The 12,951-nt window shown below is 51.0% G+C and carries 14 protein-coding genes and 1 pseudogene; 13 read left to right on the forward strand and 2 right to left on the reverse strand.

Translation table 11 applies throughout. The annotated features are described in order from the left end of the window. Positions 1-65: 65 nt before the first annotated feature. Both MPB2EB_RS02480 and MPB2EB_RS02485 read left to right on the forward strand, forming a co-directional pair. Positions 66-635 carry a recombinase family protein gene (locus tag MPB2EB_RS02480; RefSeq protein ID WP_185182285.1) on the forward strand — a complete coding sequence of 190 codons (570 nt, stop codon included), beginning with the start codon at positions 66-68 and terminating at the stop codon, positions 633-635. Between the two features lie 284 nt (positions 636-919). Then, positions 920-1,912 carry a S49 family peptidase gene (locus MPB2EB_RS02485; protein WP_185182286.1) on the forward strand — a complete coding sequence of 331 codons (993 nt, stop codon included), beginning with the start codon at positions 920-922 and terminating at the stop codon, positions 1,910-1,912. A gap of 5 nt (positions 1,913-1,917) precedes the next feature. Here the strand turns inward: MPB2EB_RS02485 and MPB2EB_RS02490 are convergent, their stop codons facing one another. Further along, positions 1,918-2,640, reverse strand: a complete 723-nt coding sequence (locus tag MPB2EB_RS02490; protein ID WP_185182287.1) for an SAM-dependent methyltransferase — start codon at positions 2,638-2,640, stop codon at positions 1,918-1,920. Then, positions 2,637-3,245: a Maf-like protein gene (locus tag MPB2EB_RS02495; RefSeq protein ID WP_185182288.1), complete on the reverse strand. Its 609-nt coding sequence runs from the start codon at positions 3,243-3,245 to the stop codon at positions 2,637-2,639. The genes MPB2EB_RS02490 and MPB2EB_RS02495 overlap by 4 nt, the downstream gene beginning before the upstream one ends. Positions 3,246-3,392: 147 nt before the next feature. Here MPB2EB_RS02495 and MPB2EB_RS02500 point away from each other — a divergent pair, with 147 nt between their 5' ends. The 11 genes and pseudogenes from MPB2EB_RS02500 (at position 3,393) to MPB2EB_RS02550 (ending at position 12,728) form a co-directional block, all read left to right on the forward strand. Further along, a complete protein-coding gene (locus tag MPB2EB_RS02500) occupies positions 3,393-3,923 on the forward strand; it encodes a DUF177 domain-containing protein (protein WP_185182289.1) in 531 nt (176 codons plus the stop codon). 105 nt (positions 3,924-4,028) lie between these two features. Next, the gene (gene rpmF, locus MPB2EB_RS02505) at positions 4,029-4,208 is read left to right on the forward strand and encodes a 50S ribosomal protein L32 (RefSeq protein ID WP_185182290.1); all 180 of its coding nucleotides are present in this window, start codon (positions 4,029-4,031) and stop codon (positions 4,206-4,208) included. Between the two features lie 149 nt (positions 4,209-4,357). Then, a pseudogene (gene plsX / locus MPB2EB_RS02510) lies at positions 4,358-5,362 on the forward strand (phosphate acyltransferase PlsX); the annotation flags it as partial. 169 nt (positions 5,363-5,531) lie between these two features. Continuing rightward, a complete protein-coding gene (locus MPB2EB_RS02515) occupies positions 5,532-6,521 on the forward strand; it encodes a beta-ketoacyl-ACP synthase III (protein ID WP_185182292.1) in 990 nt (329 codons plus the stop codon). Between the two features lie 21 nt (positions 6,522-6,542). Next, entirely contained in the window at positions 6,543-7,472 is a 930-nt protein-coding gene (gene fabD, locus MPB2EB_RS02520; protein WP_185182293.1) for an ACP S-malonyltransferase, read from the forward strand. A 31-nt stretch (positions 7,473-7,503) separates the two neighbouring features. Continuing rightward, on the forward strand, positions 7,504-8,250 hold the full coding sequence (fabG, locus tag MPB2EB_RS02525) for a 3-oxoacyl-ACP reductase FabG (protein WP_185182294.1): 747 nt from the start codon (positions 7,504-7,506) through the stop codon (positions 8,248-8,250). A 133-nt stretch (positions 8,251-8,383) separates the two neighbouring features. Beyond that, complete coding sequence (gene acpP / locus MPB2EB_RS02530; RefSeq protein ID WP_185182295.1) at positions 8,384-8,623, forward strand: acyl carrier protein; 240 nt, start codon at positions 8,384-8,386, stop codon at positions 8,621-8,623. A gap of 95 nt (positions 8,624-8,718) precedes the next feature. Next, a complete protein-coding gene (fabF, locus tag MPB2EB_RS02535; protein WP_185182296.1) occupies positions 8,719-9,957 on the forward strand; it encodes a beta-ketoacyl-ACP synthase II in 1,239 nt (412 codons plus the stop codon). Positions 9,958-9,989: 32 nt separating this feature from the next. Then, complete coding sequence (locus MPB2EB_RS02540; RefSeq protein WP_185182297.1) at positions 9,990-10,433, forward strand: protein YgfX; 444 nt, start codon at positions 9,990-9,992, stop codon at positions 10,431-10,433. A 121-nt stretch (positions 10,434-10,554) separates the two neighbouring features. Next, positions 10,555-11,148: an RNA polymerase sigma factor RpoE gene (gene rpoE / locus MPB2EB_RS02545; RefSeq protein ID WP_185182298.1), complete on the forward strand. Its 594-nt coding sequence runs from the start codon at positions 10,555-10,557 to the stop codon at positions 11,146-11,148. Positions 11,149-11,219: 71 nt separating this feature from the next. Continuing rightward, on the forward strand, positions 11,220-12,728 hold the full coding sequence (locus MPB2EB_RS02550) for a DegQ family serine endoprotease (protein ID WP_185182626.1): 1,509 nt from the start codon (positions 11,220-11,222) through the stop codon (positions 12,726-12,728). Positions 12,729-12,951 lie beyond the last annotated feature (223 nt).

Genomic DNA, 12,951 nt, shown 5'->3' on the forward strand with positions numbered 1-12,951 from the left:
ATAGACATGATTCTGTATTTTGATCGAATAGCTATCTCAACATTTAGAATCCTTGTGATCGAAAAATGATTGTTGGTTACGCAAGAACTTCCACCGTCGATCAAAGGGCAGGCTTTGATGCTCAATTGAAAGAGCTGCACGCCGTTGGGTGCAAAAAGGTCTTTCAGGAGCAAGTTTCATCAGTTGGCGAGCGCATGCATCTTGCTGCTGCCCTCGAATTCGTGCGAGAAGGCGATGTGCTGGTGGTTACTAAACTAGATCGCCTTGCTCGATCAGTAGCAGACTTAATGGCAATCGTGCAAACCATAGATCGCAAATGTGTTGCATTACGCGTGCTGAACTTAGGAATGGACACACAGACTCCAACGGGAAAGCTCATGCTGACGGTATTAGGGGGTGTCGCCCAGTTCGAACGAGAAATGATGCTAGAGCGCCAGCGCGAAGGAGTGCTGAAAGCCAAAGCTGCTGGCAAATACAAAGGCCGTAAGCCAATTTCCTCAGATCGCCGCCAGAGTGTTATTAGCTTGGCAACTGAGGGTGCAACGAAAGCCAACATTGCCAGCCAACTCGGTATTGGCGAGGCCACCGTTTATCGTATTTTAGCTGCCGAGAAAAGCCGACCAGTCCAAAAGTAGTCAGCAAAAAATGAAGAACTGCGCAAGATGGCACTTTTGGCAGCTATGTGCAGACTACTCCAACATGGAGCAACGCTTTGATACCAAGCTCGAAAAACTTGAAATGAGCTTACTCGCTAGCCAGCGTGGTTGGGATTGTCGTTAGTGCGACGGTAACCCCCGTAAAAATTTTATAGCTGTCGCCATTCCTTATGTGCAGTCTTGCATGCGTTACCAGATGCTGACGTTGGTTAGGTTGTGTGTTATCGTATCTTGGTCTTTAACAGCAACCGTTTACTTCTATCATGTCTGATGACGATTCAATTGCTAATGCTAGGTCTGGCAAGACCGGAGTTGAGGCTGCGCCCCTCTGGGAACGTGCATTAATCGAAAAAACCGTACTTGCGGCAGTGTGTGAGCAACGCACGGCACGGCGCTGGAAAATATTTTTCCGCTTGGCATTTCTAATGATTTTCGTCGTCATGGCCTGGCGTACAGTTTCTGTCTCAAGCAGCACGGGCGGGGCCACCGGCAAGCATGCTGCGCTGGTTTCGCTGCAAGGTGAAATTGTGTCGGATCAACAAAGCAATGCGGCTAACCTGAATGCCGCGCTTGAGCGGGCCTTTTCAGCCGAGCAAGCAGCGGGCGTTATTCTGCAAATCAACAGCCCGGGCGGTAGTCCTGTGCAGGCGGGTATGGTCAATGATGAAATCCGTCGATTGCGCGCGCGCTATCCAACTAAGCCGCTTTATGTTGTGGTCGATGATATTTGTGCCTCGGGCGCCTATTACATCGCTGTGGCCGCTGACAAAATCTTCGTGGATAAGGCCAGCATAATCGGTTCAATCGGTGTGCGCATGGATAGCTTTGGTTTTAATAGCTTAATGAGTAAATTGGGCATCGAGCGGCGTTTGCTGACTGCGGGTCGTAATAAAGCGTTAAACGATCCTTTTTTGCCAGAAGACAAAGTGCAAAAGAAATATATGCAAAATTTGCTGGATGAGGTGCACCAGCAATTTATTGAAGCGGTTCGCCAAGGGCGGGGTAAGCGTTTGCAGGAAACACCAGATATTTTCTCAGGTTTAGTTTGGACCGGACAACGCAGCGTTGCACTTGGGTTGGCAGATGGTTTGGGCGACACGCGCTATGTGCTCCGCGAACTCTTAAAAACTGAAAAAATCGTTGATTACACAGTGAAAGAAGGCATGTTCGATCGTTTTGCGCGCAGATTTGGGTTGTCCGCGGGCGCGTCTGCTGTGCGCGCGTTGACAAGCCAAGAATCTCTGCAATTCAATTGATCGCGTTAGGCTGGCGCGGCTAACAGTAGAAAAATCGCGGGCCGTTTATGCACTTCAAGCAAATCCGCGCGCCACTGATTGACCGCGCGGCTCACGATGGATTCGCTAGGGAGTGTCAAATCTACCGCAACGCATAATTGGGTTGACGCGGTGCAGTGGGTAAGCAACGCATCCAGTAAGGCTTGATTCCGATAAGGGGTCTCAATAAAAATTTGAGTTTGCTGCTGCGTGCGCGATTGCTTCTCAAGGGTTTGTAAAGCGCGCATGCGCTGATTCGGATTGACTGGCAAATAACCATGAAAAGCAAAGCTTTGTCCATTCAATCCGGAGGCCATTAAAGCCAACAAAATAGAACTCGGTCCAACCAAGGGCACAACCGGCACTCCGCATTGATGCGCATAGCGTACCAATAGCGCGCCAGGATCGGCGACTGCCGGACACCCTGCATCCGAGACCAGCCCCCCATCTGCGCCCGCGACAATCGGTGTTAATAACGAATGAATTTGAGCGGCCGGCGTATGCACATTCAATTCGCGAATTTCAATATCTTGCATCGCGTGCTGGGTGCCGATCTGTTTCAAAAATGCGCGCGTTGCTTTTGCATTTTCACCGATGTAATAAGTGAGTTGAGCCGCGCGCGCTTGAACGGCTGCAGGCAGAACCGCAGTGAGCAAGTCGCTCTCGGTCGAGCCCAGTGTATTGGGCACTAAATAAAGTTTGCCTGTCATCGTACGGTAAAGAGTTTGAGCCCGGTTGCGCGTAGCATTTGGGTTAATTCAATTAAGGGTAAGCCGATCAAAGCGGTCGGATCATGACTTTGCACCGATTCAAGCAAAGCGATGCCCAGTCCCTCTGCTTTTGCGCTACCGGCAACATCATAGGGTTGTTCGATGCGCAAATACGCATCCAGCTCTTCATCTGGCAGATCGCGCAACCGAACCTGCGTGAGAATGTCAGCGCTTTGCATGATGTTGCGGGGCGCATCATAAACGCACAGCGCGCTATGAAATTCAATCGTACGCCCCCGCATAGATTGTAGCTGGGCCAGCGCCTTGGCGTGATTGCCGGCTTTGCCAAGCTGCTGACCCTCACACAGAGCGACTTGGTCCGCGCCGATAATCAGCGCGTCAGGAGCCTGAATCGCGACTTTGCGTGCTTTGGCTTGCGCCAGTCTTAATGCTGTCGCGGCAGGCGTTTCGTTAGGCCAAGGCGTTTCATCCAGATCGGGCGTAATCATTTCAAATGGAATCCGTAGCCTGTCTAGCAACGCGCGGCGATAGGGGGAACTTGAGGCAAGGATTAAGCGAGGTTGATCAGGCAGCGCAGCGGGCATGGTTCGTTTGTTGAAACAAAGAGAAGGGTCTAGGATTTGACGTAAAAATTAAAAATCGATAAGCTGATGGGCTTTTCATTGTTTCATTGGCTTTTCTGAAGCGGAAGTGCCCGCCATAAAGCTGTTGATTGTTGGTGAGTCACATTCATGAGTCAATCTCTTAGCAGTTCAGCTGTACTCGACAATCCGCGTATGTTTGATGTGTTTGCGTTTGTGCGCAAGCAACAGCAGGCATGCGGCGAAGTCTTAGTACAGGATTTGCCGCGTATCTTAAACGAAGTTACGCCCGATAAGCTAGTCCAGCATCCAGCGTTGCGCTGGAGCGCAACCGGCGCGCTGCGCCAGGAGCTAGCGGCCGACGACAAAACGGTGGCTATGCCCTACTTGAGGTTGACGCTGCAAGGCGCATTATGGCTTGAATGCCAGCGCTGCCTGGAGTCATACCCGGAGCCACTCACGATCGATATATGGTACCGTATCGTGGAAAACAGTGCGCAGGCTGATGCTGCGCCAGCCAATGATGGGCACACGGATGTTATCGTTGGCTCGCATCAATTCGATTTGATCGATTTGATTGATGAGGAACTATTGCTTTCTTTGCCGCTTGTGCCCAAGCATCCAGTCTGTCCATTTGTCCATGAATCTATCATAGGATATGGGGCGGAAACCTCTAATTGAAGCTCACTCGATGAATTAGATAAAGCGAATATCTGTTAGTTAGGTGAAGCTAATTCGGCGAGTTATGTTAGAATTCCGGAAATTTTCAAAGTTACGGAGTGACTTATGGCAGTTCAGCAAAACAAAAAATCACCGTCAAAACGCGGGATGCATCGTTCACATGACTTCTTGAGCGGCGTGCCGCTTGGGATTGAACCTACATCAGGCGAAGTGCATCTACGGCACCATGTAAGCCCGAATGGGTATTATCGCGGCAAGCAGGTTGTTAAATCTAATAACGACTAAGACCGATTCATTGCATAATCATTGCCAGCAGCTTTATTGATTGGTTGCTGGTTCATAGTGAACGTAGGTTTTCAGTTACAAGTGTTTTCGGTTCAATGCAAGAGCGGCATTTATCTGCCGCTCTTTTGTATTAAGAGCCGTCAAATGGTATGACGATTAAAATCACTATTGATTGCATGGGTGGCGACTATGGTCCATCCGTGACGGTTCCTGCCGCAGTTAATTTTCTGCGGGCGCATGACGATGTTGCATTGATTTTGGTTGGCCTGGAAGATTCAATCCGCGCCCAGCTGAAAAAATGCAAAGCATTGCATGAAGCGAGATTATCTGTGCACGCTGCGACTGAGGTGGTGGCGATGGATGATTCGATCGAGGTCGCCCTGCGCAGGAAAAAAAACTCATCGATGCGGGTTGCCTTAAGTCTGATTAAAGAGGGGCAAGCGCAAGCCTGTGTCTCGGCTGGCAATACCGGAGCCTTAATGGCGGTTTCGCGTTATATGCTTAAAACGCTGGCAGGCATTGAACGTCCGGCGATTGCTGCAATCATGCCGCATCTACATGGCCATACGACCGTGCTGGACTTAGGCGCGAATGTTGATTGCGAGCCGCATCATTTGCTGAGCTTTGCTGAGATGGGCCATGCGTTGGTCGCAGCAGTTGAAGGTAAAGAACGGCCTACCATCGGTTTGTTGAATATCGGCGAAGAAGCCATTAAAGGCAATGGGGCGATTAAGCGCGCGGGTGAACTATTGCGTGCTAGCACCCTCAATTTTTATGGCAATGTAGAGGGCAATGATATTTACAAAGGCACAACGGATATTATCGTTTGTGATGGGTTTACCGGCAACGTTGCGCTGAAAACCTCCGAAGGGCTAGCACAGATGCTTAATAGCATCATTAAAGAAGAGTTCTTGCGCTCAGGCCTGAGTAAATTGATGGCAGGTCTGGCATGGCCAGTACTCTCGCGTCTTAAGCGGCGGCTTGATCATCGGCGTTATAACGGCGCAGCACTGCTTGGCTTGCGCGGGCTGGTGATCAAGAGCCATGGTTCAGCCGATGCTTATGCTTTTGAATGGGCGCTTAAACGCGGTTATGATGCGATTAAAAATAACCTGCAAACACGGCTTGAGCGCGCTATCGAAGAAAATCAGCTTGGGCGCGATGAAAATCTAGGCCAAACGTCTAGTAAAGCGAAGCAGGCGAGTGAGCCCCCTAAATTGGCGGATGATACTCTATCTGCTGGGGCAGATCATGAAGAAGTACGCCAAGCTATCGCTCGTAATGAGCGCAAAATCGGTTAGAAATGATCGTATCCAAACCATAATGGCACAGACAAATATTTATTCTCGCATCATTGGCACGGGCAGTTTTTTACCCTCCAGGCGTGTCACTAATGAAGAATTAGCAAACCAGCTCGCAGCGCGTGGCGTTGAAACCAGCGACGAATGGATTTTTACGCGCACCGGCATTCGTGCGCGTCATTTTGTGAGCGCTGAGCAAAACACCAGCGATCTGGCTTTAGCTGCTGCGCAAAACGCGCTGGATGCGGCTGGACTAGATCCGCAGTCACTCGATTTGATTATTGTGGCGACCTCAACGTCGGATCAAATTTTTCCGAGCACGGCGTGTTTATTGCAACGCAAACTTGGTATTTTCAATGGCAGCCCGGCTTTTGACGTGCAGGCAGTCTGCTCTGGGTTTGTTTATGCATTGACGATGGCGGATAATTTTATCCGGAGTGGCGCGTATCGCACAGTATTAGTGGTGGGGGCGGAAACCTTTTCGCGCTTACTGGACTTTAATGATCGCTCCACCTGCGTACTATTTGGCGATGGTGCGGGTGCCGTGGTGCTAGGCGCTTCTGCCGAGCCCGGTATTTTGGCTAGTGCGTTGCACGCGGACGGAAGTCAGGCAGAGATTCTCTGTGTGCCAGGTCGTCCGCAGGCCGGCGTGATTGCCGGGAGTGCTTTTTTGCATATGGATGGGCGGGCGGTGCTTAAGCTGGCGGTCAATGTGCTGGAAAAAGTTGCGCTTGAAGCGCTGGCTAAAGCGCAGCTAGCGCCTGCGCAGATTGACTGGTTGATTCCCCATCAAGCCAATATCCGGATTATGCAAGGAACGTGTCGTAAGCTGAATTTGCCGTTTGAACGTATGGTGGTGACGGTCGATCAGCACGGCAATACTTCAGCCGCTTCAATTCCACTGGCTTTGGATCAGGCCGTGCGAGATGGCCGGATTAAACCCGAGCAACATATTTTGATTGAAGGCGTTGGGGGTGGCTTTACTTGGGGCGCTTCGGTCATTCGTTTTTGATTGAATCAGGATTTAAACTACATGAAATTTGCATTTGTATTTCCCGGGCAAGGCTCGCAGTCAGTGGGTATGCTGGGGACTCTAGCCACTTGGCCGGTAGTGCGTGAGACGCTGCAAGAAGCGTCAGATACTTTGCAGCAGGATATGGGCAAGTTGCTTGCCGAGGGCCCTGCCGAGACCTTGAATCTCACGCTGCATACGCAGCCCGCGATGTTGACGGCGGCGTACGCTATGTATCGTGCCTGGACGAGTATAGGCGGGGCAGCGCCAGCTATGGTCGCGGGCCATAGTTTGGGCGAATATACTGCCTTGGTGGTTGCAGGCGCCTTGTCTTTTAAAGATGCTCTAGCGCTGGTGCGTTTTCGCGCGCAAGCCATGCAAGAAGCGGTTCCCGTCGGGGTTGGCGCGATGGCGGCGATTCTTGGCCTAGAGGCTACTGTGGTACGCGCAGTGTGTGCTGAAGCGAGTGCGGCAGGAGTGGTCGAGGCCGTGAATTTTAATGCGCCAGCGCAAATCGTCATTGCTGGACATAAGGCTGCGGTTGAAGCGGCTTGCGAATTAGCTAAAGCTCAAGGCGCCAAACGCGCACTCCTGTTGCCGGTCTCGGCACCGTTTCATTCCTCTTTGCTACAGCCCGCTTCGGATCGCCTGCGTGAATATTTGTCAGAGGTTGAAGTGCGCGCGCCGCAGATCCCAGTAGTCAATAATATTGATGTGGCGACAGCGTCTGAGCCCAGCGAGATTAGACATGCACTCGCGCGTCAGGCGGCGGGGCCAGTGCGTTGGGTTGAGTCCATTCAGGCGCTGGCGCAGGCCGGTATGACACATATCGTAGAATGCGGTCCTGGCAAAGTTTTAGCGGGTTTAACCAAACGCATTGATAGTACCCTTGTAAGTATGGCTTTATGCGATTCCGCAGCGCTTGATGAGGCTCTGCCACTTTTGCGTTAGCCATTTGATTTGACTGAAAAATAGAAGCTTAATGGAAAAGATACTGGATCGACAAATCGCGCTAGTGACAGGCGCCTCTCGTGGCATTGGCCGCGCGCTGGCACTTGAATTAGCACGGGCCGGCGCGACCGTGATAGGGAGCGCCACCAGCGAGGCAGGGGCTGCTTTGATCACTGCCGCATTGACTGAATTGGGGTTGGCTGGCCGTGGCGTCGTCTTAAATGTGAATGACGCGGCGCTAGAGCAGCGGATCGAAGACTTGACGCAAGAATTTGGCGCACTCAATATCCTCGTCAATAACGCAGGCATCACGCGCGATCAACTCATCTTGCGGATGAAAGAAGACGATTGGGACGAGGTGCTCGATACGAATTTAAAAGCGGTTTTCCGCTTGTCGCGCGCAGTGCTGCGGCCCATGATTAAAGCTCGGAGCGGGCGGATTATTAATATCACGTCAGTCGTTGGCTCGATTGGCAGTGCCGGGCAAGTGAACTACGCTGCAGCCAAAGCCGGCGTGTCTGGCATGACGCGGGCACTGGCGCGCGAGGTTGGCAGCCGTGGTATCACCGTCAATTGTGTGGCGCCTGGATTTATCGAAACGGATATGACCAAAGTTCTATCTGCCGAACAACAAACGGCAATCAAATCGCAGATCCCGCTGGGGCGTTTTGGCAGCCCACAGGATATTGCTCATGCGGTTGCTTTTCTAGCGTCTGCGCAGGCAGCTTATATTACTGGAACCACTTTGCATGTAAATGGCGGGATGTTTATGGCTTGATTTATTTTTCCTATTTCACTTAACCTGATTTCGCGCATTTTGCAAGCCTTCTCATTAAGGTGATGACTTGTTTTTTAAACCTGATAGAATGCGCGCACTCGAAACTTTATAACCTAATCCCGGAGGGGTCTGAATGGACAATATTGAACAGCGTGTCAAGAAAATCGTTGCCGAGCAACTTGGCGTTGCCGAAGGCGAAATCAAAAATGAATCAGCTTTTGTGGATGACCTCGGGGCTGATTCGTTAGATACAGTCGAGCTCGTGATGGCGCTTGAAGATGAATTCGGCATGGAAATTCCAGACAAAGATGCTGAATCGATTACTACAGTGCAGCAGGCAGTTGATTACGCACGTGCCAACGTTAAGGATTAATTCCTTATCTTCGTTCATGTGAGCCGCAGAACTCACAGAGGTTCTCTCTGTGAGCGCTGTGGCTTTTTTGTTTTTATGTGATAAAAGAGGGTAATGTGAGTCGCCGTGTTGTTATAACAGGTTTAGGGCACATTTCGCCAGTCGGTAATACGGTTGCCGAAGGCTGGGCTAACTTAGTGGCAGGCCAATCTGGCATTGCTGCTGTGACTAAATTCGATGCATCGAATTTATCGACCCGCTTTGCCGGCGAGGTGAAAGGGTTCAACGTTGACGAATATATTCCGAGCAAGGAAGCGCGTCATATGGATACATTTATCCATTACGGGCTCGCTGCTGGGATTCAAGCCATGCAAGACAGTGGCCTTGAAGTCAACGCCGCCAATGCTGAACGCATCGGCGTAATCGTGGGTTCAGGCATTGGTGGTTTGCCATCCATTGAGCACACGCAAACTGAATTGCTGAATCGTGGTCCGCGCCGTATTTCGCCATTTTTTGTCCCCGCCTCGATCATCAATATGATCTCCGGGCACTTATCCATTCGCTTTGGCCTGAAAGGCCCTAATCTTGCGATCTCTACCGCTTGTACCACAGGTACGCATTCGATTGGGGAAGCCATGCGTATGATCGAATATGGTGATGTTGATGCGATGATCGCAGGAGGGAGCGAAGCGACTATTTCGCCGCTTGGGCTGGGTGGTTTTGCAGCGGCGCGCGCGCTGTCGCAACGCAATGATGATCCAGCTACCGCAAGCCGCCCTTGGGATCAAGACCGTGATGGTTTTGTACTCGGCGAAGGGGCTGGGGTATTAGTCCTCGAAGAGTATGAACATGCTAAAGCACGTGGCGCAAAAATTTACTGCGAACTGATTGGCTATGGCCGCAGCGCAGATGCTTACCATATGACTGCGCCTTGCGCGGACGGTGATGGCGCCAATCGTTGTATGCTCAATGCATTGAAAAATGCTGAGATTAACGCCGCTCAAGTCGATTACATCAATGCGCATGGCACCTCAACGCCGCTCGGTGACTTAAGCGAAACCATCGCCATCAAGCGCGCCATGGGCGAGCATGCAAAAAAAGTGGTCGTCAGCTCAACCAAATCAATGACAGGTCATTTGTTAGGTGCAGCGGGTGGCATTGAAGCTGTATTTGCAGTGCTTGCGCTACAGCATCAAATCGCACCGCCGACGATCAATATTCATAATCAAGATCCAGCATGCGATTTAGATATTTGCGCAAACGTTGCGCGTGAGATGAAAATAGACATCGCGCTCTCCAATTCATTCGGCTTTGGCGGAACGAATGGAACGTTAGTCTTTAGACGCCAACAGTAGGCAAAAAACGATAGGATTGAAGGGCAAAGCGCATGTTGCAAACCCCAATGTGCATCGAGCTTAAGCCTTCCACTGTTTTAAGGGGGCTCAGCCTAGCCTTTATTTTATGCTGTGCTTATGCGGTGTGGTATGCCGCTGCACCGCGGGTTGGCCTTCCTTATGCTCTATCTGCAGTACTTGTCGTGGCGCTCGCCTTGAGTTATCTGACTTACCGAGCCCACGCCGAGCAACCTGCTCAATTAGAAATAAGCGCGCAGAGCATCACGCTCTGGTCGCGCACAGCGCCGCCTATTGATTATTTACACATCTCGAACATCGCCTATTGGAGCGGCTTGATGTTAAGTATCACGCTGCGCGCAAACGATGGCCGCAGACGTAAACTCCTGATTCTTGCCGATGCGCTGCCAGCCCATAGGTTGCGCGAATTAGTCGTGCGCTGCCGGCAACTGGCCAGAAATTGTAACCGTCAATTGTAACCGTTGTAACGCTTGTAACAACATCCCCAAATCACCGTGGGGCGGCTATTAGAATAGCGCCTTTAGAAGCACAGAGGCTGTCCGAAATAGCAGTCAGCCTCTTACACGGAAATACGCTAGGGTGAGTGAGAAAGACATCGACCAGGCTTTGGTCGAGCGTATATACAAAGGCGATGCGGCTGCTTTTGAGGTACTTGTTACTAAATACCAACGCCGCATCATTCGATTAATTGGTCGGCTCGTGCGCGATAGCGCCGAAGTCGAAGATATAGCGCAAGATGCATTTATCAAAGCATATCGGGCTTTGCCGCAGTTTCGTGGAGACTGCGCCTTTTATACTTGGCTCTACCGAATTGCCATCAACACCGCAAAAAATCACTTAGCGACCCAAAGCCGGCACCCCTTAATTAGCGCAGACATCATTGAAATCGAAAATTTCGAGGGTACGGAATATCTGAGAGACATCAACACACCTGAATCTTTATTAATGAGCAAACAAGTGGCGCAAACAGTGAATGCGGAAATGGCGATTTTACCGCCCACATTACGCACGGCATTTAGCTTGCGTGAACTCGAGGGACTCAGCTACGAAGAAATTTCAGTGGCGATGAAATGCCCGATTGGCACCGTGCGCTCAAGGATTTTTCGAGCGCGTGAAGCGATTGCCGCTAAATTACGTCCTTTACTCGATACCCCAGAAAATAAACGCTGGTGAGCTCACGCATTATTGATATCTAATACGGTAAACTTATCGCTGAACTTTGACCTTGCCGTTTATTGACTATCATGCGCCATTTTTCGACACGCCATTTATTTCACTTATTGAGTCCATTATGGATCGGGGTTGCCGCGGCTTTTGCGCCATTTCCTAGCGCACTGGCAGATACGCTGCCGGCTTCTACGCCGGTTGTAAGCCTGCCGGATTTCACTGGACTCATCGATAAAGTAGGGCCCGCTGTGGTGAATATCCGCACCACTGGGCGGATCCCTTTTAACCATAGCGGAATTGAATTGCCGCCCGGCATGGACAATTCTGAAATGTCGGATTTTCTCCAACGTTTCTTTGGTTTTCCGCTACCGCAGCAGCGCCCTGCGCCGCGCTCTGAGCAAGCGCCGGAAGATGAGGATGCACCGAATGCAGGCATTGAACGGAATAATGGCGTAGGTTCCGGCTTCGTGATTTCAGCGGATGGCTATGTCATGACCAATACGCATGTGGTGTATGACGCGGATAGTATCTATGTGTCACTGCCGGATAAACGCGAATTTAAAGCTCAGCTTATCGGTGCGGATAAGCGCACGGATATTGCCTTACTCAAAATCGAAGCAAAAAATCTGCCAGTCGTAACACTCGGTGATTCAAGCAAACTACGCGTAGGCGAATGGGTGGTTGCGATTGGCTCACCCTTCGGCTTTGAGAGTACATTGACAGCAGGTATCGTCAGTGCGAAAGGGCGCAATACCGGCGACTATTTGCCATTCATTCAAACGGATGTCGCTGTCAATCCAGGCAACTCGGGGGGGCCACTGCTGAATTTGCGTGGCGAAGTGGTTGGCATTAATTCACAAATTTATAGCCGGACTGGCGGCTTTATGGGAATTTCGTTCGCGATTCCAATTGATGAGGCAACGCGGGTCGTCGAGCAACTGAAGGCAACCGGCAAAGTGGCGCGTGGCCGCATTGCGGTAGCGATTGGTCAAGTGACCAAAGAAGTGGCCAATTCCTTAGGCTTGCCTCGCGCGCAAGGCGCGTTTGTGAGTAGCGTTGAGGACAATGGACCGGCTGACAAAGCTGGCGTGCAAGCGGGCGACATTATCTTAAACTTCAATGGCAAAACCATTGAAGAGGCAAGTGATCTGCCGCGGCTAGTCGGTGCGACCAAACCTGGCGCGCGCGTGACAATGACGGTATGGCGCAAAGGGAAAAAACACAATCTAGTGGTCAGCGTTGCAGAAATGCAACCGGATCGACCCGCACGCGCTTTGCTTTCTCAAGCAAACCCGCGTGTGAACACTGAAAACTCAATCGGCCTGACCGTCAGCAACCTTGCCGAACCCCAATTGAAAGCGCTTAAATTACGTTATGGCGTGCGCGTTGAAGTAGCGCACGGCCCGGCCGCGCAGGTTGGCATACGCAGAGGCGATATTGTGTTGCGCATTGGCGATACGGATATTCAGAGTGCGCAGCAATTCGATACCGTAGTGAGGACGTTGGATCCTAAAAAGATGGTCGCTATCTTAGTGCGGCGGGGTGAAAACACGCAATTTGTTCCAGTGCGGCCGCGGGTGAAATAAACTTGAGATACTGTTCTCTTAGGGCAAACCCGCGTAGCGCTGTATGACAAATTGATGGGGGAAGAGCTTAAAGCTGGAATTCATGATGAAATGGGCGCACTTTCTTGGATGAGCAGATTCAATATTGAACTGACGTTGAAGGAAACGTTAATAGAGGGCGTAGTAGGATAAGCGAAATGGATAAGAGGCTGTTTTGACAATACCCATGCGGATGATCCTCACT

It is taken from the genome of Mycoavidus sp. B2-EB (genome assembly GCF_014218255.1).
Lineage (GTDB): Bacteria > Pseudomonadota > Gammaproteobacteria > Burkholderiales > Burkholderiaceae > Mycoavidus.